The organism is Pseudoalteromonas sp. 2CM36K (assembly GCF_023161865.1).
GTDB classification, from domain to species: Bacteria; Pseudomonadota; Gammaproteobacteria; order Enterobacterales; family Alteromonadaceae; genus Pseudoalteromonas; species Pseudoalteromonas tetraodonis.
The window spans coordinates 20,540-41,266 of record NZ_JALNTK010000016.1 but is presented as its reverse complement, the minus strand read 5'-3'; the positions used below and the strand labels follow the sequence as shown (position 1 = coordinate 41,266).

The window sequence follows — 20,727 nt, the reverse complement described above, 5'->3', positions numbered from 1 at the left end:
ATTTTAAGCACCTCATGATAACGTTATTTACTGATGACGTCACTTGACCTAAGTCAGTCAACTCTTTATAACTAACGGGTCATAAAAAAGAGAACAAACATGTCAGCTAAACACCCTATTATTGCAATCACCGGTTCATCTGGAGCGGGCACAACAACAACCACTAACGCCGTGAAGCATATTTTCCGTAGCCTTGATATCAATGCGGCATTTATCGAAGGTGATAGCTTTCATCGTTATACACGTCCTGAAATGGACAAAAAAATTCGAGAAGCCCAACAAGAAAGTAAACATATAAGTTATTTTGGCCGAGAAGCCAATGACTTTGGTGCATTAGAAGACTTATTTACCAAGTATGGTGAAACAGGCGAAGGTAAACTGCGCCGTTATTTACATACCTTTGATGAGGCCGTGCCTTATAACCAGTTACCTGGAACATTTACTCCTTGGCAAGAGCTTGAGCAAAATACAGATTTAATGTTTTACGAAGGCTTACATGGCGGCGTGGTCGACGAAGATCATAATGTTGCTAAGCATGTTGATTTACTCATAGGCATGGTGCCAATTATTAACCTTGAGTGGATCCAAAAGCTTATTCGCGATACCTCAGAACGCGGCCATTCTCGTGAAAAAGTAATGGACTCGATTGTACGCAGTATGGATGACTACATTAATCATATAACGCCGCAATTTTCTCGTACCCATATTAACTTTCAGCGAGTCCCCACCGTTGATACTTCCAACCCATTTAGCGCAAAAGATATCCCCTCCCTTGATGAAAGCTTTGTTGTGATTCGCTTTAGGGGGATTGATGATGTTGATTTTCCGTATTATTTGCGGATGATTGAAGGCAGTTTTATGTCGCGTATAAACACCTTAGTGGTGCCTGGTGGTAAAATGGGACTCGCTATGGAGCTAGTGCTTACGCCACTGATCAAAGATATTATTTTGAAAAAACGCGCCTTAGCAAAATTAGTCCCACCTGAAATTCCTATTTAAGTGTATCGATAATCTGTTAGAGACTTTTTGGTTTAGAAGATCTAACAACATACGATGATCTTATGGAGCTGATCATTTCTTTTATCAAGTGATAGCAAATACATTCTGCTCTTTTTTGTTTAGTCTAACTCACGTACACTGCTGATTTTAAGTATGATGAGAGTAGTATGTCGCAAGCCATGAAAATTGTTGTCGGGTCTAAAAACCCAGTAAAAATCAATGCCGCTAAACACATTTTTGCGATGTATTTCCCTGAGCATTTAATTGAATGTAGTGGCGTTCATGCACCTTCAGATGTACCCGATCAACCAATAGGCGAAGAACAAACGTGTTTGGGTGCACAGAATCGAGTTAACTACTGTAAAGCACAGCATCAAGCAGACTACTACATAGCGATGGAAGGCGGCGCAGCGCAATTTAGCTATGGTGCAGCAACCTTTGCCTATGTTGTTATTGATGACGGCGCACAGCAAGTTACAGGACGAAGCAGTAACTTACCTTTGCCTTCGGTTTTTTATAAAGCATTGCTGCAAGGTGAAGAGCTCGGAGATGTGATGGATAAGGCTTTTAATACCACCAATATTAAGCAACAAGGGGGTGCTATTGGTTTATTAACTGATCATCATGCGACACGAGAAAGTACCTATACTCAAGCGCTGACTCTCGCCATGGCGCCTTTTCTTAATCCCACTTTATATAATCAATAACGGATGTTTTAATGAAGTATAACTACGTATTATTTGATGCCGACGAAACCTTATTTAGCTTTAATGCCTTTGCTGGCTTACAAAAAATGTTGGCAGCTTATGGCATGGATTTTACCAAAGCAGATTATGAACATTACCAAAATACCAATAAGCCATTATGGATTGCCTATCAAAATAACGAAATTACCGCAAACCACCTGCAAGTAACTCGCTTTAGTGAGCTGACAAATAAGCTTAATGTTCCAGCCCAGCAGCTCAATGATGACTTTTTATCGGCAATGGCTGAAATTTGTATGCCTTTACCCGGTGCGATTGAATTATTAAACGCCCTTAAACCTCATGCCAAGTTAGGCATTATCACCAATGGCTTTTCTCAGCTACAAGCACGTCGTTTAGCGCATACTGGGCTGCAAGATATGTTCGATTGGCTGGTAATTTCTGAAAAAGTAGGTATAGCTAAACCTGCAAAAGAGATATTTGAGCACACCTTTAATTTAATGGGGAATCCACCGAAAGAGCAAATTTTAATGGTCGGTGATACCGCCAGCAGTGATATTCTTGGTGGACAAAATGCAGGCATAGACACCTGCTGGTTACAGCACCCAGGGGTAATCTTACCTGAAGGTATTAAGCCAACGTATCAAGTCACTGAGTTAAAACAGTTACAAACTATTTTAGGTCTATAATACCTGACTGATTATGGTTACAAACAGCCAAAAAAAATGACGCTAATAAGCGTCATTTTTTATAACTGTATGTAAGCGATTAACTGATTAGGCGTTTGCTAATTCAAGGCCGGGGGCAGGCATCGAAACAGGCGTTTCAAAGGTTGCCCACTCCCATGCTGACTCAGTTGCCATAATTTTGCGTAGTAACTTGTTGTTTAAATCATGGCCTGATTTAAATGCAGTTACTTTACCTAAAAGGTTATGACCTGTCATAAACATGTCACCTACACAGTCTAGTATCTTATGCTTGACGAACTCGTCTGGGTAACGCAGACCGTTTGGATTTAAAACTTTAAATTCATCAAGTACTACTGCACTATCCATACTACCACCTAGTGCAAGGTTATTAGCATGCATGTATTCAATATCTTTCATAAAGCCAAAAGTACGCGCACGACTAATCTCTTCAGTAAAACTTTGTGCGGTAATATCTAAGCCAATGCGTTGGCGGCTTTCATTGATTGCTGGGTGATCAAAGGCAATTTCAAAGTCGATATGAAATCCGTCGTAAGGTTCTACTTCGGCCCATTTATCACCTTCTTCAATACGTACTTTTTCTTTAATACGAATGAAGCGTTTTGCAACATTTTGCTCTTCAATGCCGCCTTTTTGTAATAAATAAATGAATGGCAATGCACTACCATCCATTATTGGAACTTCTGAGCTATCAAGTTCAACAATTAGATTGTCGATACCCATGGCCGCAACAGCTGCAATTAAATGCTCAGTAGTTGATAAGCGAACACCATCTTTGTTAATTAAACAGGTACACAATTGCGTATCACCAACGGCTTCAGGTGTTGTTTCAAAATCAACAACCGGATCAAGGTCGACACGACGAAATACAATCCCAGTATTTGCGCTCGCAGGTCGGAGAGTTATTGTGACCTTCTCACCTTTATGAAGTCCAATTCCTATGGCTTTGACTACTTGTGCAATCGTACGCTGTTTAATCATAGGTTCGCTCACTTTAGTATATATTACAGTTAGACGGCGGAGTGTAACATAAATACGGTATAACTACAATATTTGTTCACATTTCGCACAAAAGTACTGTTTTAATTAGTCTGCTTGTTTACGTAAAAAAGCAGGGATGTCGAAATAATCGCCACCTTCAGATTTATCTGTTTTCTTAGCACTGCTTGACGACGTATTCGTTGCTGAACTTGAAGAGCTAGTCGATGTGCTTTGCTCTTTTGATTCAGTTTGCGATGTCGTTGCAGGCTCTTCAGTCGTACTTGTGCCTTGGCTTGCAAAGCTAGGTACGTACATGCTGCTGCTTGTTTGTGTGCTTGAGCTAGTTACATCAGAGCCTGACGCTTTTTTGAAACTGTTATCTACAATACCAAACTGTGGACGACGATCGCCGCCTAAGCCAGTTGCAACCACGGTTACACGTAGCTCATCCGTCATTTCAGGGTCGATTACCGCACCCACAACAACCGTTGCGTTTTCAGACGCTAGCGCCTTAACGTGATTACCCACAATTTCGAATTCTTCAATCGCGATATCCATACCCGCAGTAATGTTAACCAAAATGCCTTTAGCACCGGTTAAATCTACGTCTTCTAGTAATGGGCTTGAAATAGCCGCTTCTGCTGCTTCTTGTGCACGATCAGGACCCGAGGCAGATGCAGTCCCCATCATGGCTGTACCCATTGCAGACATAACAGTACGTACGTCGGCGAAATCCACGTTAATTAGACCCGAGCGTGTGATTAGCTCAGCAATACCCTGTACCGCACCAAATAATACGTCATTTGCTTTAGCAAACGCATCCAGTAAAGTTGTCCCTTTACCTAATACTTTTAGTAATTTGTTATTTGGAATAGTAATTAACGAGTCCACGATTTCAGACAATTCGCTAATCCCCTGCTCTGCAGCAGCAGCACGTTTTTTACCTTCAAAATCAAATGGGCGCGTTACAACTGCCACGGTTAGAATGCCCAGCTCTTTAGCAATTTTAGCCACGACTGGCGCTGCTCCGGTCCCTGTACCGCCGCCCATACCTGCCGCTATAAATACCATATCGGCGCCTTCAAGGCTGGCACGAATCGTTTCTGCGTCTTCTTCAGCCGACTGACGGCCTACTTCAGGGTTTGCACCCGCACCTAACCCAGAGGTTATTTGCGTACCTAATTGTACCGTTACATCAGCGGCTGAATTACGTAATGCTTGTGCATCCGTATTCGCTGCAATAAAACGAACACCTTCTATTTGTTGTTTTACCATGTGCTCAACTGCGTTACCGCCGCCGCCACCAACACCGATTACTTTTATTACAGCTTCTTCGCTGTGTTGTTCCATTATATCAAACATATTTACTCTCCGACTTGAGTACTAAAACTCGCCTTGAAACCATTTTGTGATGCGGTTCCACCAATTATTATTATCATCCGCTTTCGACTTTTGTGCATTCATCGACTGCATAGTACGCCCGTATTGTAACAAACCTACAGCGGTTGCGTACGATGGATCATCAACATAATCAGTTAAACCTACTACACCAATTGGTTTACCTATTCTTACTGGCATCTGAAAAATATCTTCAGCCACTTCCATTGCGCCAGTCATTTTAGCAGTTCCGCCAGTAATGACGAGACCTGCTGCAATTTGGTCTTCTAATCCTGAACGACGAATTTCTTCCATCGCCAATTCAAATAATTCTCTAAAACGTGGCTCAACCACTTCTGATAACGTGTGCCTAGACATCAGTCTTGCTGGCCGCCCACCTACGCTTGGCACTTCAATCGTGTCTTCGCTGCTCGCCATTTGGCTACTTGCACAAGCATATTGTACTTTGAGTGACTCAGCATGTGATATAGGTGTACGAAATATTTTTGCAATATCACCGGTTACTTGGTTACCTGCCACCGGAATAACCGCCGAATGACGCAGCGCACCATTAATATAAATAGTGATATCCATAGTACCACCACCAATATCAAGCACAGCAACACCTAACTCTTTTTCGTCATCCGTCAGTACGGAATAACACGAAGCAAGCGCTGTGAATATAAGTTGGTCAACTTCAAGCCCGCAACGTTCAACACATTTTTCTATATTTTTAGCCATGTCGTTGGAGCAGGTAATAATGTGCGCGCGTGCTTCCATGCGCACACCGCTCATGCCGAGTGGGTTTTTAATCCCCTCTTGCATATCAATGCTGTACTCTTGCGGCAAAGCATGCAACATTTTGCGTTCAGCTGAAATTGGCACTGAACGAGCAATGTGTATTACATTTTCAATGTCTTCATCGGTTACTTCGGTGTTATTAATAGCCACAACACCGCTTTCGTTCTGACACTGAATATGCTTGCCAGAAATACCCAAATAAACCGAGCTAATACGACAATCAGCCATCAATTCGGCTTCATCTATAGCGCGGCGAATAGACTCAGACACTAAATTTAAATCGTTAACACCGCCTTTATCCATTCCATGAGATACTTGGCTCCCCACGCCAACAATGCTGAGCTTGTTATCTGTGGTGATTTCACCTACCGTGGCCACTACTTTAGAAGTGCCAACGTCTAATCCAATCACTAGGTTTCTTTCTGCTGACTTAGTCATGCCTTACTCTTTATTATAATTGCTGTTCTTGCAGTGGCTTATAGCTCACTGCAAGGCCGGTATCGTAGCGTAAATCAATTGCATCTATCTGTGCATCAGCACGTTTTTCTATACGTGAATAAACGTCTATAAAACGTTGTACACGTTTGGCTTTATCTTTGCGTCCTAAATTTAAACGCACACCGTTATCTAACCAAAGTTGCCACGAAAACCGCTCAGATAGCGCAAGGCTAGTGAGCGTTAATGCATTGACTTTGAGCATTTCATCAAACTGTTTAAACGCTACCCATGCTTCTTTTTCACTGCCCTCTGGCCCATATAGTTGGGGTAAAGTGGCACTTAATTTATCACTTTTTGCTTCAAACGCGTCACCGCTTTGATTAATCAGCAAGTCACTATTCCAGTGAGCAACCGCTTGATGTTCTACCACGTAAACTTGAATGGTATCAGGCCATTGCTTTCTTACCGATACCGTTGCAACCCAAGGCAGCTCTTGTACTAAATGCTGAACTTGCTTTACGTTTAGCTCAAAAAAACTGCTTAAATCTGCTTTTTTTATTGCCGCTGTTATTGCTTTTTCATCGGTGTACTTAGGGTTCCCCAGCACCGTTAAATGCTTAATTTGTGCATCTTTATTTTCAACTAACCAGTGCGAAACACCACTGGTTATTTCAATTAACCCTATCACCACTGCTAGAAAAAAACTCACTCCATAAATCAGCGACCAGTTAAGTTGCTGTTTTAGTTGCTGCGCTTTCTCTAAAAAGGGATGCATATTAAAGGGTTTGCTCCAAAATGCGAACAACTAATTGCTCAAAACTTGCCCCGTTGGCTTTTGCTGCCATTGGCACCAATGATTTTTCTGTCATGCCTGGTACGGTATTCACTTCTAGTAAGTAAAAATGTCCTTGTTCATCTTGCATCGCATCGACTCGTCCCCAGCCACTTGCACCTACTAAATCAAACGCATCAAGCGCCATCGCTTGTAACTTTTGAGTATCCGATGGTGATAAATCAGCAGGGCAATGATATTGCGTACTATTTGACTGATATTTAGCTTGGTAGTCATAAAATCCATTTGGGGTGCTCATTTCAATCACAGGTTGTACTTCATCACCCAAGACCGTAATGGTAAATTCACGACCCGTGATCCACTGCTCTACCAATACTTGGCTGTCGAACTTAAATGCATTAGTTAGCGCATCTTCAAGTTCTTCTGCAGAGCTTGCTTGCGCCATACCGATACTGGAGCCCTCGTGCGATGGCTTAACCATTACCTTTTTAAATTGCGCCATAATGGCGTTGGCATCAAAGCCTTTTTTAGCATCAACCACGGCATAAGGTGCGGTGCTTAAGCCTGCCGATTTAAACAAATGCTTACAACGAATTTTATCCATTGCCAGTGCCGAACCCAGAACATTACTGCCGGTATACGGCAGGTTCATAAATTCTAGAGCACCTTGTACCGTGCCGTCTTCACCACCACGCCCATGTAAAGCAATAAAAACGCGATCAACGTTTAACGACTTTAATTCCCATAACGAACGATTTTGTGGATCAAACGCTATCGCATCAATGCCAACTTCTAACAGCGCATTTAATACCGCTTGACCAGATTTTAATGACACGTCACGCTCTGCTGAATTTCCACCTAGCAGCACCGCCACTTTACCAAACTGGGAATTTACCTGTGTCATACTTCACCTTGCTTTAATTTTTCTATCGACATATTCGTGGCTGCTAAATTTTTAACAAGCTGACCTATGTTACCCGCACCTTGTGTGAGCACTAGGTCGTTATTTTGTAGGCAGTTGGCAAGTACGCCCGCAAGCTCTGAGCTTGAGGCTACATGTAATGGCTCTTTGCCACGCTGGCGCAAACTACGGCATAAGCTTTTACTATCGGCGCCAACAATCGGCTCTTCGCCAGCACTGTAAACATCGAGTAATAAAAGCTGATCAACCTCAGCCAATACCTTAACAAAATCTTCGTATAAATCGCGAGTACGCGTATAACGGTGCGGCTGATACACCATCACTAAACGCTTATCAGGCCAGCCTTCCCGTGCTGCGGTGATAGTAGCGGCCACTTCTGACGGGTGATGACCATAGTCATCAACAAGCATCACGCTGCCGCGTTCATTTTCAAATTCACCGTAGTGCTGAAAACGACGGCCAATACCTTCAAAAGTATCTAAAGCCGCTAAAATTGCATGATTCGCAATATTTTGATCTTTAGCCACGGCAATCGCTGCGGTTGCATTAAGAGCATTATGTTTACCCGGCATATTCAGCTTGGCGGTTAAACTCTCACCTTGTTTATTAGTCACCGTAAATTGGCATGTGTTGGCTGTTTGGCTAAAGTCACTCATTCGATAATCAGCCTCGTGTGACTCACCGTAAGTAATCACCGGACGACCAAAACGGGGGATCAATTCAGCAGCAACGTCTGAATCAATACACACCACCGCTAACCCGTAAAACGGCAGATTATGAATGAATTCAACATAAGTATCTTTCATTTTTTCTAAACTACCGCCGTAGGTTTCCATGTGATCTTCTTCAATATTAGTGATCACCGACACCATAGGCTGTAAATGCAAAAATGAGGCATCGCTTTCATCTGCTTCGGCGATTAGAAAGTCACTTTTACCTACCTTAGCATTGCTGCCAGCACTGTTAAGCAAACCACCAATAATAAAGGTTGGATCGAGCTCGGCTTGTGCATAAATGCTCGCAATTAAGCTGGTTGTGGTCGTTTTACCATGGGTGCCCGCAATGGCGATACCGTGGCGAAAGCGCATCAGTTCAGCTAACATTTCTGCTCGACGAACCACCGGAATACGCGCAGCTTGCGCGGCTTGAATCTCAGGGTTTGTTTTATCAATTGCACTTGAAACCACCACCACATTGGCGTCTTTTACGTTATTTTCATGATGGCCAATAAATACTTCAGCACCGGCTTTAATTAAACGCTCAGTCATTGCGCTGTGAGCTATATCTGAACCAGTAATACGGTAACCTTCAAAAGCAAGTACTTCTGCAATGCCGCCCATGCCTGCACCGCCTATTCCTACAAAGTGAATAGTTTCAATGCGGCGCATCGCTGGGCGTGTATATTTTTCTTTTGCTAATGTCTGTTTCACTTATGTTCTCTTATTTGTTACTTGCTCACAGTGCATCGCTACGCTTGCTGTGGCATCTAAAATAGCTTGCTGTTTTGCTTTGCCAGCCATTTTAGTTATTAATAAAGGTTCGGCTAAATAGGGGCTTAAAAGTTCAACAATACTGCGCTGATTAAATTGCCCCTGTGGCATTAATAACGCCCCCTCTGCCATTACTAAATACTGTGCATTGGCTGTTTGATGATCATCAACCGCGTGTGGAAACGGCACAAATACCGCCATTTTACCCGCTGCGGCAATTTCACTTACCGTAAGCGCACCCGCACGACAAATCACAATATCTGCCCAGCTATAAGCGGTATACATATCATCAATAAATTCAGCAACGGTCACTTGCTCATTGCCCATTTGTTGCTGCTGGTAACTTTCACTTACACTAGCAAGGTGCCCTTTACCGGTTTGATGCCAAATATTAATAGCACTGGTGTCATTTAAGCGCTTAAATGCTTCAGGTAGTGTTTGGTTGAGCACTTGCGCACCTAACGAACCACCCACCACTAAAATATTTATAGGGCTGGTTACTTCGCGCTCAGTAATTTCAATCACGCTCTGGCGTACAGGATTACCTACCAGCTCTGCTTTGCCATTGGCAAAAGCACTGGGGAAAGCCGCTAACACGCGATTAGCACATTTAGCCAACCACCTATTACTCATGCCTGCTACGGCATTTTGTTCGTGAATCACCAAAGGAATACCCAGGCTTTTTGCCGCAATACCTGTTGGGCCAGTTACATACCCCCCCATTGCTAAAACGACGTCAGGGCGTTGTTGTTTTAATACCTTACGCGCTTGCAATATTGCATTAATAACCATGAATGGCGCTTTAATAAGGCGTTTTAAACCATTCCCTCGCACGCCTTTTACATCAATAAAATCAATTTCTATGTTGTGCTTGGGCACGACACTGGCTTCCATTCTATCTGGGGTGCCTATCCAGCTAACTTGCCAACCTTGCTGTTTGAGATAATCAGCAACGGCAATCCCTGGAAAAATATGTCCACCTGTGCCCCCTGCTACAACGACTATTTTTTTACTCATCGCTTAGCTCCACCTGACGTGGCTTGTTTCGTTGCCATCTTGGTCTCAAAATCTACACGTAATAAAATACCGGTTGCTATGGTCATCATTAATAAACTTGAGCCACCATAAGAAATAAACGGCAAGGTTAATCCTTTGGTTGGTAAAATACCGGCACTGGCGCCCACATTCACCATAGTTTGAAACGCAAACCAAATACCAATTGCTAAGGCTAAGTAGCCTTCATATTCTTTGCCGTTTTTAAGCGCGTTTTGGCCAATGAGTAAAGCTCTAAATACTAAAGTACCGAGTACCATTAAAATGCTAAGCACTCCCATAAAACCTAACTCTTCAGCAATAACAGCAAAAATAAAGTCGGTGTGCGCTTCTGGTAAATATTGTAATTTTTGTACGCTGTTTCCTAGGCCTTGGCCAAACCAATCGCCTTGACTATAAGCCATTAGTGATTGCACTAATTGATAGCCTTTGCCAAAAGGGTCATCCCAAGGTTCTAAAAAGCCAACCACACGCGCCATACGATATGGCTCTAACACAATAAGCCCAACCACTAGCGCAATACCGGTTAAAATAAGTGCAAAAAACTGCCAAAGCTTGGCACCGGCTAAAAACAACAAACCAACCGTAGTGACAAACATCACCACCACAGTCCCTAAATCGGGCTGCATTAAAATAAGTGCTGCATAAACTGCAAATACCGCTATGGGTTTAGCAAAGCCTTTTATGTTTTCTTGAACTTCATTGCGCTTACGTACTAAGTAGCCTGCGATATAACTAAAAAAGAACAACTTAGCGAGCTCTGAGGCTTGAATATTAAACGGTCCTACGGGTATCCAGCGGGTCGAACCATTGACTTCACGTCCTACAATGAGTACCACTAATAACAGTACTAAACCGATTAGTAATAAATAGGGGTTAGCTTTTTTCCACCACGACATAGGTACTTGAGTACTAATGCAAAATAAACAAAACGAGAGCCCTAAAAAAATGCCATGGCGGATAGTAAAATGATAAATATTACCAAACAGTCTATCGGCTGTCGGCATTGAGGCACTGGTTACCATCACAAAGCCCACACCAATCAGCATTAGCATGCAATAAAGCAGTGGCACATCATAAAGCTGCGCTGAAGGTTTAGGGGTGAGAGCCTCTTTAATATCCGCAAAAGCAATCATGACTGCCCCTGCAATACACATTGCACAAAATCATCGCCGCGTTGCATATAATTGTTATACATATCAATGCTGGCACAGGCAGGTGCGAGTAAAACGGTATCGCCCGATTTACTTAATTGCTTTGCAAGCGTCACAGCCTCAGACATATTATTGGTTAAATGACCTTTAGCACTGAGTGCCACTAAATCTTTGGCGTCTTTACCAAAACAAATCAGCGCTTTTACATGCTTTTCAATATAAGGCTTTAGCACCTCTAAATCAGCACCTTTTGCATCACCACCAGCAATAACCACTAAGTTTTGTTGTTCACCCGCTAAACTATCTATTGCCGCCACTGTTGCGCCTACGTTGGTGGCTTTAGAGTCGTTAAAGTATTTAACGCCATTGAACTCACCCACAAACTGACAACGGTGCGCTAAGCCATTAAATTGAGCTAATGCGGTTTTGTAGTGCGCCTTAGTAATTGCAAATGGACTGAGTAATGCCATCACTGCCAACGTATTTAAATAGTTATGCTTACCCACAACGGCTAAAGCACTTACTGGTAAATAAGCTTCGTCCTTTACCATAAAGTGCGCTTCGTTATTGTGCTGTGCTAAGTGGTAATTGCCTTGTGTTTCACCAAAACTCAGTTGTGGTGCTAATGTGCGACTCACAGGGTGTGTTTGCTTATCGTCAGCATTAATCACTAAGTGTTCAGCACCGTTATAAATACTTAATTTTGAATCTATATAGGCTTGGTAACTATCATAACGATCGAGATGATCTTCTGAAATATTAAGCACGGTTGCACTGGTGGTTTTTAGGCTGCGTGTGGTATCAAGCTGAAAACTCGATAACTCTAATACAAATACATCAAAGTCACCGTCAAGCAAATCCAGTACCGCTGTACCGATGTTGCCACCGAGTGCCACCTTATAACCTGCGGTTTTTAATACTTCGTAGGCAAGTGTTACTACGGTTGATTTACCATTAGAGCCGGTTACAGCAACGACTGGTTTGCTATTAATGCGCGCAAATAACTCAACATCACCAATCACTTCAACGCCTGCGTTAATTGCCTTAACAATTGCTGGTGTTTTTAAGCTCAGCCCGGGACTAATAATAATCATATCGCAAGCACTGAGCGCTGCATTTTCTAAGTCACCAAAGTGAGTGTTTAATTGAGGTGCGTGCTGATTGAGCCAATCAACACCTGGCGGATTCTCTCTGCTATCGACCACATAAGGCTGTATTGATTGAGATAATAAAAAACGCACAATGCCCAGACCGGTTACACCGAGTCCGAGCACTGTTATGTGTTTATTTTTTATCTCGTTTAAATACTGCATTTATCGGATCTTTAATGTCGCAAGGCCAGCGAGTACCAGCACAATAGAAATTATCCAAAAGCGCACAATAACGCGTGGCTCCGGCCAACCTTTAAGTTCGTAATGGTGATGAATAGGCGCCATTCTAAAAATGCGTTGCCCACGTAATTTGTAAGAGCCAACTTGTAAAATTACCGATAGCGCTTCCATTACAAACACGCCCCCCATAATAATCAGTAACAGCTCTTGGCGAACAAGTACGGCAATAATCCCCAATGCACCACCCAGTGCTAATGAGCCTACATCGCCCATAAATACTTGCGCCGGATACGTGTTAAACCATAAAAAACCTAACCCAGCCCCTACAATAGCGGTACATACCACAACCAACTCACTCGCCAGTGGTAAATGCGGAATATGCAAATAAGCCGAAAAATTAATATTACCCGTTAAGTAAGCAATAATGGCCAGTGCTGCAGCCACTAAAATAGTAGGTACAATGGCTAAACCGTCTAGACCGTCGGTTAAATTAACCGCGTTTGACGTGCCCACCAACGCAAAGTAGGTGATCACGATATAAAACAACCCCAGCTGTGGCAGTACATCTTTAAAAAATGGCACAACAAGAGATGTTTCTGTCGCTTGTGTGCTGCTCATGTAAAGCGCAGTGGCTACAACCAGTGCAATTACCGATTGCCAAAAGTATTTCCACTTTGCAATAAGTCCTTTTGGATCTTTGCGGATCACCTTACGGTAATCATCAATAAAGCCCACAATACCTAATGAGCCAATTACAAATAAAGTGGCCCATACGTATTTATTAGACAAGTCTGCCCATAATAATGTGCTGGTAAAAATAGCCCCTAAAATAAGTAAGCCACCCATGGTCGGTGTACCCGATTTAGATAGGTGCGATTGCGGACCATCATCACGTACTGTTTGCCCTATTTGCATGCGTTGCAACGCACGAATTAACTTAGGACCAAAATACAACGACATCATCAATGCGGTTAAAATACCTAAAATGGCACGCAGGGTTAAATACGAAAAAACATTAAAGCCACTATAATATTGAGTTAAATACTCAGCCAGCCAAACTAACATGATGATACTCCATTGATGGCTTGTTGCTGGCCATTAACTAAATCGGTTACTAAAAGCTCCATGCGAGAACTGCGTGATCCTTTCACGACAAGGGTAATTTTTTTATCTACTTTACTAATGCTGTTTTGAATTTGCTGCAGCATTTGCTCACGATTAGAGAAATGGCGATTTGGCAGCCCAAATACATCACTGGCACATTTACTTAATACTCCGAGTGTAAATAACTCATCAATGCCTTGCGCTAATGCGTATTCACCGACTTCTTGATGATATTTACGGGCATCTTCGCCAAGTTCACCCATATCACCGAGTGCCAAAATACGATGACCTTGAATATCACTAAGTAAATCAATCGCAGCTTTCACCGACTTTACGTTGGCATTGTATGTATCATCGATAATGGTGAGTGAATCACTGGCTTCAATTAGGTTAACCCGTCCTTTAACTTCACCCATGGTCGCTAACGCGCTGGCAATGTCCTCAAGTGACACGTCAAACTCACTTGTTAACGCCGCAGCAATAAGCGCGTTACTAATATTATGTTTACCTGGCAGTGCTAACTTAACCGGCACACTGTGTTGCTTGGTGCACAAAGTAAAGCTTGCGCGAGCTTGTGCATCTAGGCTGATGTCTTCAGCCCAAATATCGAGCTTTTCACTACTCGAAAAACATTTAATATTGCGCGTTGCTAACTTATCAAGCCAATATTGACTAAAGTCACTATCGCAATTGACGATGGCGATGCCATCCTCTTTTAATCCGTCGTAAATTTCACCTTTTGCTTGTGCCACACCTTGCAGGCTACCAAAGCCTTCCAAGTGGGCAGCAGCAACATTACATACCACAGCTACATCCGGTTTGGTCATCGCGGTGGTGTATGCAATTTCACCTATGTGGTTAGCGCCTAATTCAATAACCGCAAAGCGATGTTGTGGCTCTAATCTGAGTAAAGTTAACGGTACGCCAATGTCGTTGTTAAAATTACCTTTAGTGGCTAATACATCCCCTTTACTTGATAAAATAGCGGCACACATTTCTTTAACTGTGGTTTTACCTACACTGCCAGTAATAGCGATAGTTTTAGGTGCAACTTGCGCCATCACTGCTGTACCAATTGTGCCTAATGCAATACGGGTATCGGCAACTACAAATTGAGCAATATCGGTATCAACAGCGTGATCGACAATCACGCCTATAGCGCCTTTTTGTTTTGCTTGTTCAATAAATTTATGACCATCAAAATTTGGGCCCTTAAGCGCCAAAAACACTTCACCATCACACAAAGTACGGGTATCGGTGTTTATATTTATCACCTTGCGATTATCACCTTGATAATCGGTTGCTAGCACATTAGCTAGCCAATCAAAATCCATTGGGATCATGCTTGAGACCCTCTTACTGCTTTTTTTAATTGTTGTTGTACAAATTGGCGGTCGCAAAAATCGATGCGTGTATCGCCTATAATTTGATAGTCTTCATGCCCTTTACCGGCAATTAAAATAACCTCACCGGCTTTTGCGTTATCTATAGCAAATTGTATCGCGGCACCGCGATCGGCCTCTAAATGAGCGTTTTCTGGATGCTCTAATCCCGCAGCTACATCATTAATAATGTCATTAGGGTCTTCAGAGCGTGGGTTATCACTGGTAATGATCACTTTGTCTGCAAACTGCTCAGCAGCTTGTGCCATTAGTACACGCTTTCCTTTATCTCTGTCGCCGCCACAACCAAACACACAACTCACGCCACCTGGTACATGTTGCTGCAGCGCTTGTAACGCTAAAGCCAACGCATCTGGCGTATGCGCATAATCAACAACGCAAGTAGGCATACTTGGCGCTGTAAATGCTTGCATCCTGCCGGCTACCGGCTGTAAATACTCACATCCTGCTACTAACTGTGTTAATGGATAGCCTAGCGCTAATAGCGTTGCTAACGCAGCCGTTAAATTATAAAGATTAAATTCACCAAACAGCGGTGATTTTATGGCAACATCACCCCAGCTAGTAGTTAATTGCGCCGAAATACCGGTTGCTGAATACTGAACATCTGAAAAATACACAAACTGTGCATTTTTAGGGGCTAAGTTTTTACGGCCATAACAAATAAGACTATTAAAGCTGTATTTTTCAATCCATTGCTCTGCTTGTCCGTCATCCTGATTAAGAATGACATAGTCAGCATCAAAATCACGAAACAGCATTAATTTAGCATCACCATAGCTTTGCATATCGCCATGGTAATCTAAGTGATCTCGCGACAAGTTAGTAAACACTGCAGCTTTAAAATAGCATTGATCAACACGGTGCTGTACCAAACCATGCGATGACACTTCCATAGCAACCAATTGGTGTTGCTTATTTTTTAAGTCGCTTAAAATACGCTGTAAATCGACTGCTGAAGGCGTAGTATTTTGCAGTGGTGTTAAGTTATCTGGATGGCCGTAACCTAAGGTACCAATAATAGCGGCTTGGGTATGACAAAATTGCGCTAAATGAGCAATCATTGCTGTGGTAGTCGATTTACCATTGGTGCCCGTTACGCCAACTAAATCTAAGTGCTTGCTCGGTTGTTGGTAAAATTGACTCGCCAATACAGGCAGTTTCTTATTCAACTCTGAGACTAAATAAAGCGGCTCAAAATCACTTTCAAATTCACACAGTCTGTCGGCAATAATTGCACTGGCACCATTTTCAATTGCTTTACTAATAAAGTGCCCACCATCTAACTGGTGCCCTTTTATCGCCACAAACACATCACCTGGTTTTACATCGCGGCTATCTAAACGCAGCTCGTTTACCATTAAACGTGCTGCATCTATTTCTAAATGTTTTAAAATTGTGTGTAAATCACGCACCATCATCTTTGCCCTTCACGTATGCCACCGAGTCTTTGTCTGGGGCAACGTTTAAAATTCTTAATGAATTAGAGATTATTTCTGCAAACGCTGGACCTGCTGTTGCGCCGCCATAATAAACATCTCCACCGGGCTCGTTGATTAATACCACAACGGCTAATCGCGGGTTACTCGCAGGGGCAATGCCCGCAAAATAACCTACATATTCGTCACCATAGCCCCCTGCGGCGGCTTTTTTAGAGGTGCCTGTTTTACCAGCAGCGCGGTAACCATCCACTTTAACGCGGCGTGCGGTACCGCCTTCTTCAAATACGCTTTCCATCATATGTACAACGGCTTCAACATCTTCTTGTTGAAAGACACGCTCACCTTCAGGTATAGAATCTTGCTTTAGTACAGTAAGCGGACGATTAACCCCGCCTGCCCCTAACATGGCGTAAAAACGTGCCATTTGCGCGGTACTCACGGCAATATTGTAACCAAACGAGAGCGCTGCAATTTCGTGATCTGACCAACGGCGATTAGGGTAAAATAAGCCACTACTTTCGCCTACCATGCCAGTACCACTATCACTGCCAAACCCCACTTTTTGATACAGGCCCACAAAGTACTCTTTGGGTACTGTTTGGCTTATTTTGGTTACTCCCATATTACTGGAGTATTTTAAAATTTCGCGCAGCGTCATTTCGCCATGATTACGGGTATCTTGTACTAAGCTGCCTCCTAAGCGCATCCAGCCTGGGTAGGTATCAACTTTGTCATCCGGTTGGATTGTGCCGTAGTCTAATCCAGCTAAAATGGCTAGAGGCTTAACAGTTGAGCCGGGTTCAAACAAATCGGTAATAGCGCGGTTACGACGTTTATGAGGAGCCGCCCCGCTTAAGTTGTTAGGATTAAATGATGGGCTATTGACCATGGCCAAGACTTCACCGGTTTTAACATCTACTACCATGGCAGAACCTGAGGTCGCTTTATAAGTTAATACCGCTGATTTAACTGCTTTATAGGCAATGGCTTGAATTCGCTGATCAATACTTAGCTGAATGCTTTCAGGCTCTACTCGCTCGCGTTCATCAAGCACTTCAACTTCACGCCCTTGCGCATCTTTGCGAATGGTACGGCGACCTTCTTCACCGGTTAACGCGTTTTCATAAAGCTTTTCTATGCCCTCAATGCCTTTACCATCAATATTGGTAAACCCAATAACATGCGCACTTACTTCACCAGCAGGGTAATAACGTTTTGATTCATCTAATAAATGAATACCAGGTAGGCGTAAATCACCGATGTAATTAGCCACAGCGGGAGTCACTTGGCGTTTTAAATACACAAAGCGACGAGTAGGATCATCAAGTAATCGCGTGTTAATTTTACTAGGCTCAATGCGCAACACATCAGCCAATTCACGCCAGCGTAAATCATTTTTATAATACAGGGCGGTACGCTTATTTAACTCAGCAACATTTTCACGAAGCGTTTGCTGATCTTCACCATTTTTGCGTGCTTGCCTAAGTACTTTACTAACCAGTGATTTATGCAGGGCTTTAGGATCCGCATACACGCTTACCACAGGCACACTAACGGCAAGCTCTTTACCGTTACGATCGAAAATCATCCCGCGTTGCACATGCAGTTTTTCAATCCGTACCGTACGTTTATCGCTTTCAGAGCGCGCTTTATCAGGTTCAATTACTTGCAAGTACGCAGCACGCGATACCAAGGTCACAAACACTAAAAAAATCACCGCGCACACTAAAATAAAGCGCCATGCGATTAGGTTATTGACTGGTTTTTTGCCTCGCATTCTCATTGTAATATAATTACCTGCTCATCTTGGCTGGTTGGCCGCTTCATTTCGAGTTGTGACGTTGCCACTTCTTCAATGCGCGCATGTTGTGAATAAAACTCTTCTTCCACTAAAAAATAACGCCATTCTAAATCCAATTCGTCACGCTCTTGGAGCAACGAATCTTGCTCAATTAATTGCGCTCGAGAGAGATGAGTTACCTGCACTACACTCAAGCTTGATGCGAATATCACAACCAACAAGGCCAAGGTGATCTTGTTCGCACCTAGGCCTTTAATTATTTCAAGAAATAAATTGGGTTGGCGATAGCTCGCTTTTTTACTCATCCCAACCTCTGTGCGATCCTTAGCACTGAGCTGCGAGAGCGTGGATTACGCGCCACTTCATCAGCACTTGGTTTAATAGCTTTACCCACTGCTTTTAACGTCAGATTTTTATTTATTTGTGCGTCGGTTAAAGGCAGACCTCTGGGTATCGCTTCTCCCTTACTCTGTTTTTTAATAAATTGTTTAACAATGCGATCTTCTAAAGAATGAAACGAAATAACCACTAAGCGACCACCCGGCTTAAGAACTTTAATCGCCGCTTGTAATGCCGTTTGAATTTCCTCTAATTCGCTATTGATATAAATACGAATAGCCTGGAAAGTCCGCGTTGCAGGGTGTTTAAACTTATCTTTCACCGGTACGGCTTCATCGACTAAATCAGCGAGCTGCTTAGTGGTAGTGATTGGCGTGTGTTCACGCACTTCTAAAATTTTGTGCGCAATGCGTTTACCAAATTTTTCTTCACCTAGCTTTTTGATCACATGAGTAATGTCATCTAATTCAGCCTCAGCTAACCACTGCGCTGCGCTGCGACCTGTACTTGGATCCATTCTCATATCGAGCGGACCATCTTTCATAAAGCTAAAGCCACGCGCTGCGTCATCTAGCTGCGGCGACGACACACCAATATCAAGTAAAATGCCATCAACCTGACCAATAAGATCGTTTTGCTCAGCTACCTCGTATAACTTTGAAAAACGAGAATGAGCAATTGAAAAACGTGGATCATCAGCAAACTTTTCAGCAGACTTTATCGCTTGTGGATCTTGGTCAATGGCCTGCAAACGACCGCTTTCACCTAAGCGCGCTAATATTTGCCCTGAATGTCCGCCACGTCCAAAGGTACCATCCATGTATATGCCGTCTGGCTTAATTGCAAGTGCATCTATGGTTTCGTCCATTAATACGGATACGTGTTCAAATTGCGCTGTCATTAGCTGTTATTTGCCTTTTATTTTGCTGCTAGAGGGTGAAGTTATCTAAATCGTCATTCGGTTCAAAATCACCGAGCCTTTCAAGCTCAGTGTCTTGGCGCATTTGCTCGTGCCAACGCGCCTCATCCCAAATTTCAAATTTATTCATTAAACCCACCAGCATAATTTTTTTGCCAAGTTCTGCATGTGAGCGCAATGAAGGCGCCAACAAAATTCGACCGTTTTTATCAAGCTGATACTCTGTCGCATTACCTAACAACATACGTTGCATCCGTCGTGCTCTAGGATTCATATTAGATATTTTTGCTAAACGGCTTTCTATTTCTAACCATTCAGCAAGAGGGTATAACCAAAGGCAAGGCTCATTGAGTGCAACGGTGCAAATTACCGTTCCCTGATCTTCAGACAATAGCGTATCTCGGTACTTAGTCGGTACCGCAAAACGTCCTTTATCATCCAAACTCAGTGAACTTGCGCCACGAAACATAAAAAGCCTATTGTAAATTTATTTTAATCAACTTTTTGATTAACCCGATCCAGTTTGATCCACTAAACACCACTTTTTACCACAGTGCTCCAGTTTAGGGCTTGACAAGCCTTTTTGTCAAGTAAGTCACCCAGCTTTAGCACCCCGCGAAGCCTGAAAAAATAAGGCTCCGATTAAAGCGGTTGAATTGTTTAATAAAAAATCTGATCAGCCAGTAAAAAATTTTTTATCGTGCTTTTTATTAGCTTGTTGGCATTATTTGCGTAATGAATAAACAGTGAATAATTACAATTTATTTGAGCCCTGCTGACCTTTGTGAATTAGAGTTTGGTCAAACTAGATGCGGTTTAATCGTGTCGCGAGGTTTGTAACCGAGTGGACAAAGAAAAAATCAATCTCGAATGATCATCACGTTCTAGTTTGTAAAAATTACAAACTGTTGTCGCAATAGTTACAGCTATAAACCCACTCAAAATTCGTAAAAAAAATACAATTCATAT

Annotated in this window: 19 protein-coding genes; 3 read left to right on the top strand and 16 right to left on the bottom strand. The window is 42.7% G+C overall.

Features of this window, described 5'->3' with window-relative positions:
- Positions 1 to 99: 99 nt before the first annotated feature.
- From MTN97_RS11175 to yjjG, 3 genes are all read left to right on the top strand, one after another.
- Positions 100 to 999 (top strand): phosphoribulokinase, encoded by a 900-nt coding sequence (locus MTN97_RS11175; RefSeq protein WP_248474413.1) that lies wholly within the window; start codon positions 100 to 102, stop codon positions 997 to 999.
- Between the two features lie 167 nt (positions 1,000 to 1,166).
- Complete coding sequence (gene yjjX / locus MTN97_RS11170) at positions 1,167 to 1,706, top strand: inosine/xanthosine triphosphatase (protein WP_248474412.1); 540 nt, start codon at positions 1,167 to 1,169, stop codon at positions 1,704 to 1,706.
- Positions 1,707 to 1,717: 11 nt separating this feature from the next.
- Positions 1,718 to 2,392: a pyrimidine 5'-nucleotidase gene (gene yjjG / locus MTN97_RS11165; protein WP_248474411.1), complete on the top strand. Its 675-nt coding sequence runs from the start codon at positions 1,718 to 1,720 to the stop codon at positions 2,390 to 2,392.
- Positions 2,393 to 2,479: 87 nt separating this feature from the next.
- On the opposite strand, the gene lpxC is transcribed toward yjjG, so the two are convergent.
- From lpxC to mraZ, 16 genes are all read right to left on the bottom strand, one after another.
- The gene (lpxC, locus tag MTN97_RS11160) at positions 2,480 to 3,391 is read right to left on the bottom strand and encodes a UDP-3-O-acyl-N-acetylglucosamine deacetylase (RefSeq protein WP_010390707.1); all 912 of its coding nucleotides are present in this window, start codon (positions 3,389 to 3,391) and stop codon (positions 2,480 to 2,482) included.
- Between the two features lie 105 nt (positions 3,392 to 3,496).
- The gene (ftsZ, locus tag MTN97_RS11155; RefSeq protein ID WP_248474410.1) at positions 3,497 to 4,753 is read right to left on the bottom strand and encodes a cell division protein FtsZ; all 1,257 of its coding nucleotides are present in this window, start codon (positions 4,751 to 4,753) and stop codon (positions 3,497 to 3,499) included.
- Between the two features lie 21 nt (positions 4,754 to 4,774).
- On the bottom strand, positions 4,775 to 6,007 hold the full coding sequence (ftsA, locus tag MTN97_RS11150) for a cell division protein FtsA (protein WP_013464060.1): 1,233 nt from the start codon (positions 6,005 to 6,007) through the stop codon (positions 4,775 to 4,777).
- 13 nt (positions 6,008 to 6,020) lie between these two features.
- Entirely contained in the window at positions 6,021 to 6,782 is a 762-nt protein-coding gene (locus MTN97_RS11145; protein WP_248474409.1) for a cell division protein FtsQ/DivIB, read from the bottom strand.
- Between the two features lies 1 nt (position 6,783).
- Entirely contained in the window at positions 6,784 to 7,704 is a 921-nt protein-coding gene (locus tag MTN97_RS11140) for a D-alanine--D-alanine ligase (protein ID WP_028834436.1), read from the bottom strand.
- Entirely contained in the window at positions 7,701 to 9,110 is a 1,410-nt protein-coding gene (murC, locus tag MTN97_RS11135; protein ID WP_248474444.1) for a UDP-N-acetylmuramate--L-alanine ligase, read from the bottom strand. Before murC ends, MTN97_RS11140 begins: the two co-directional genes overlap by 4 nt.
- Positions 9,111 to 9,152: 42 nt before the next feature.
- Entirely contained in the window at positions 9,153 to 10,229 is a 1,077-nt protein-coding gene (gene murG, locus MTN97_RS11130; protein WP_248474408.1) for an undecaprenyldiphospho-muramoylpentapeptide beta-N-acetylglucosaminyltransferase, read from the bottom strand.
- Positions 10,226 to 11,401: a cell division protein FtsW gene (gene ftsW, locus MTN97_RS11125; protein WP_008465286.1), complete on the bottom strand. Its 1,176-nt coding sequence runs from the start codon at positions 11,399 to 11,401 to the stop codon at positions 10,226 to 10,228. The genes murG and ftsW overlap by 4 nt, the downstream gene beginning before the upstream one ends.
- A complete protein-coding gene (gene murD / locus MTN97_RS11120; protein WP_248474407.1) occupies positions 11,398 to 12,732 on the bottom strand; it encodes a UDP-N-acetylmuramoyl-L-alanine--D-glutamate ligase in 1,335 nt (444 codons plus the stop codon). The genes ftsW and murD overlap by 4 nt, the downstream gene beginning before the upstream one ends.
- Complete coding sequence (gene mraY / locus MTN97_RS11115) at positions 12,733 to 13,815, bottom strand: phospho-N-acetylmuramoyl-pentapeptide-transferase (protein WP_008110692.1); 1,083 nt, start codon at positions 13,813 to 13,815, stop codon at positions 12,733 to 12,735.
- Positions 13,809 to 15,197 carry a UDP-N-acetylmuramoyl-tripeptide--D-alanyl-D-alanine ligase gene (murF, locus tag MTN97_RS11110; RefSeq protein WP_008110694.1) on the bottom strand — a complete coding sequence of 463 codons (1,389 nt, stop codon included), beginning with the start codon at positions 15,195 to 15,197 and terminating at the stop codon, positions 13,809 to 13,811. The genes mraY and murF overlap by 7 nt, the downstream gene beginning before the upstream one ends.
- The gene (murE, locus tag MTN97_RS11105; RefSeq protein WP_248474443.1) at positions 15,194 to 16,672 is read right to left on the bottom strand and encodes a UDP-N-acetylmuramoyl-L-alanyl-D-glutamate--2,6-diaminopimelate ligase; all 1,479 of its coding nucleotides are present in this window, start codon (positions 16,670 to 16,672) and stop codon (positions 15,194 to 15,196) included. Before murE ends, murF begins: the two co-directional genes overlap by 4 nt.
- Positions 16,665 to 18,482 carry a peptidoglycan glycosyltransferase FtsI gene (locus MTN97_RS11100; RefSeq protein WP_013464053.1) on the bottom strand — a complete coding sequence of 606 codons (1,818 nt, stop codon included), beginning with the start codon at positions 18,480 to 18,482 and terminating at the stop codon, positions 16,665 to 16,667. Before MTN97_RS11100 ends, murE begins: the two co-directional genes overlap by 8 nt.
- A complete protein-coding gene (gene ftsL, locus MTN97_RS11095; RefSeq protein WP_008110697.1) occupies positions 18,479 to 18,805 on the bottom strand; it encodes a cell division protein FtsL in 327 nt (108 codons plus the stop codon). The genes MTN97_RS11100 and ftsL overlap by 4 nt, the downstream gene beginning before the upstream one ends.
- The gene (gene rsmH, locus MTN97_RS11090; protein ID WP_008110698.1) at positions 18,802 to 19,740 is read right to left on the bottom strand and encodes a 16S rRNA (cytosine(1402)-N(4))-methyltransferase RsmH; all 939 of its coding nucleotides are present in this window, start codon (positions 19,738 to 19,740) and stop codon (positions 18,802 to 18,804) included. Before rsmH ends, ftsL begins: the two co-directional genes overlap by 4 nt.
- Before the next feature lie 28 nt (positions 19,741 to 19,768).
- Positions 19,769 to 20,227, bottom strand: coding sequence for a division/cell wall cluster transcriptional repressor MraZ (gene mraZ, locus MTN97_RS11085; RefSeq protein ID WP_008110699.1), 459 nt, complete (start codon positions 20,225 to 20,227; stop codon positions 19,769 to 19,771).
- Positions 20,228 to 20,727 lie beyond the last annotated feature (500 nt).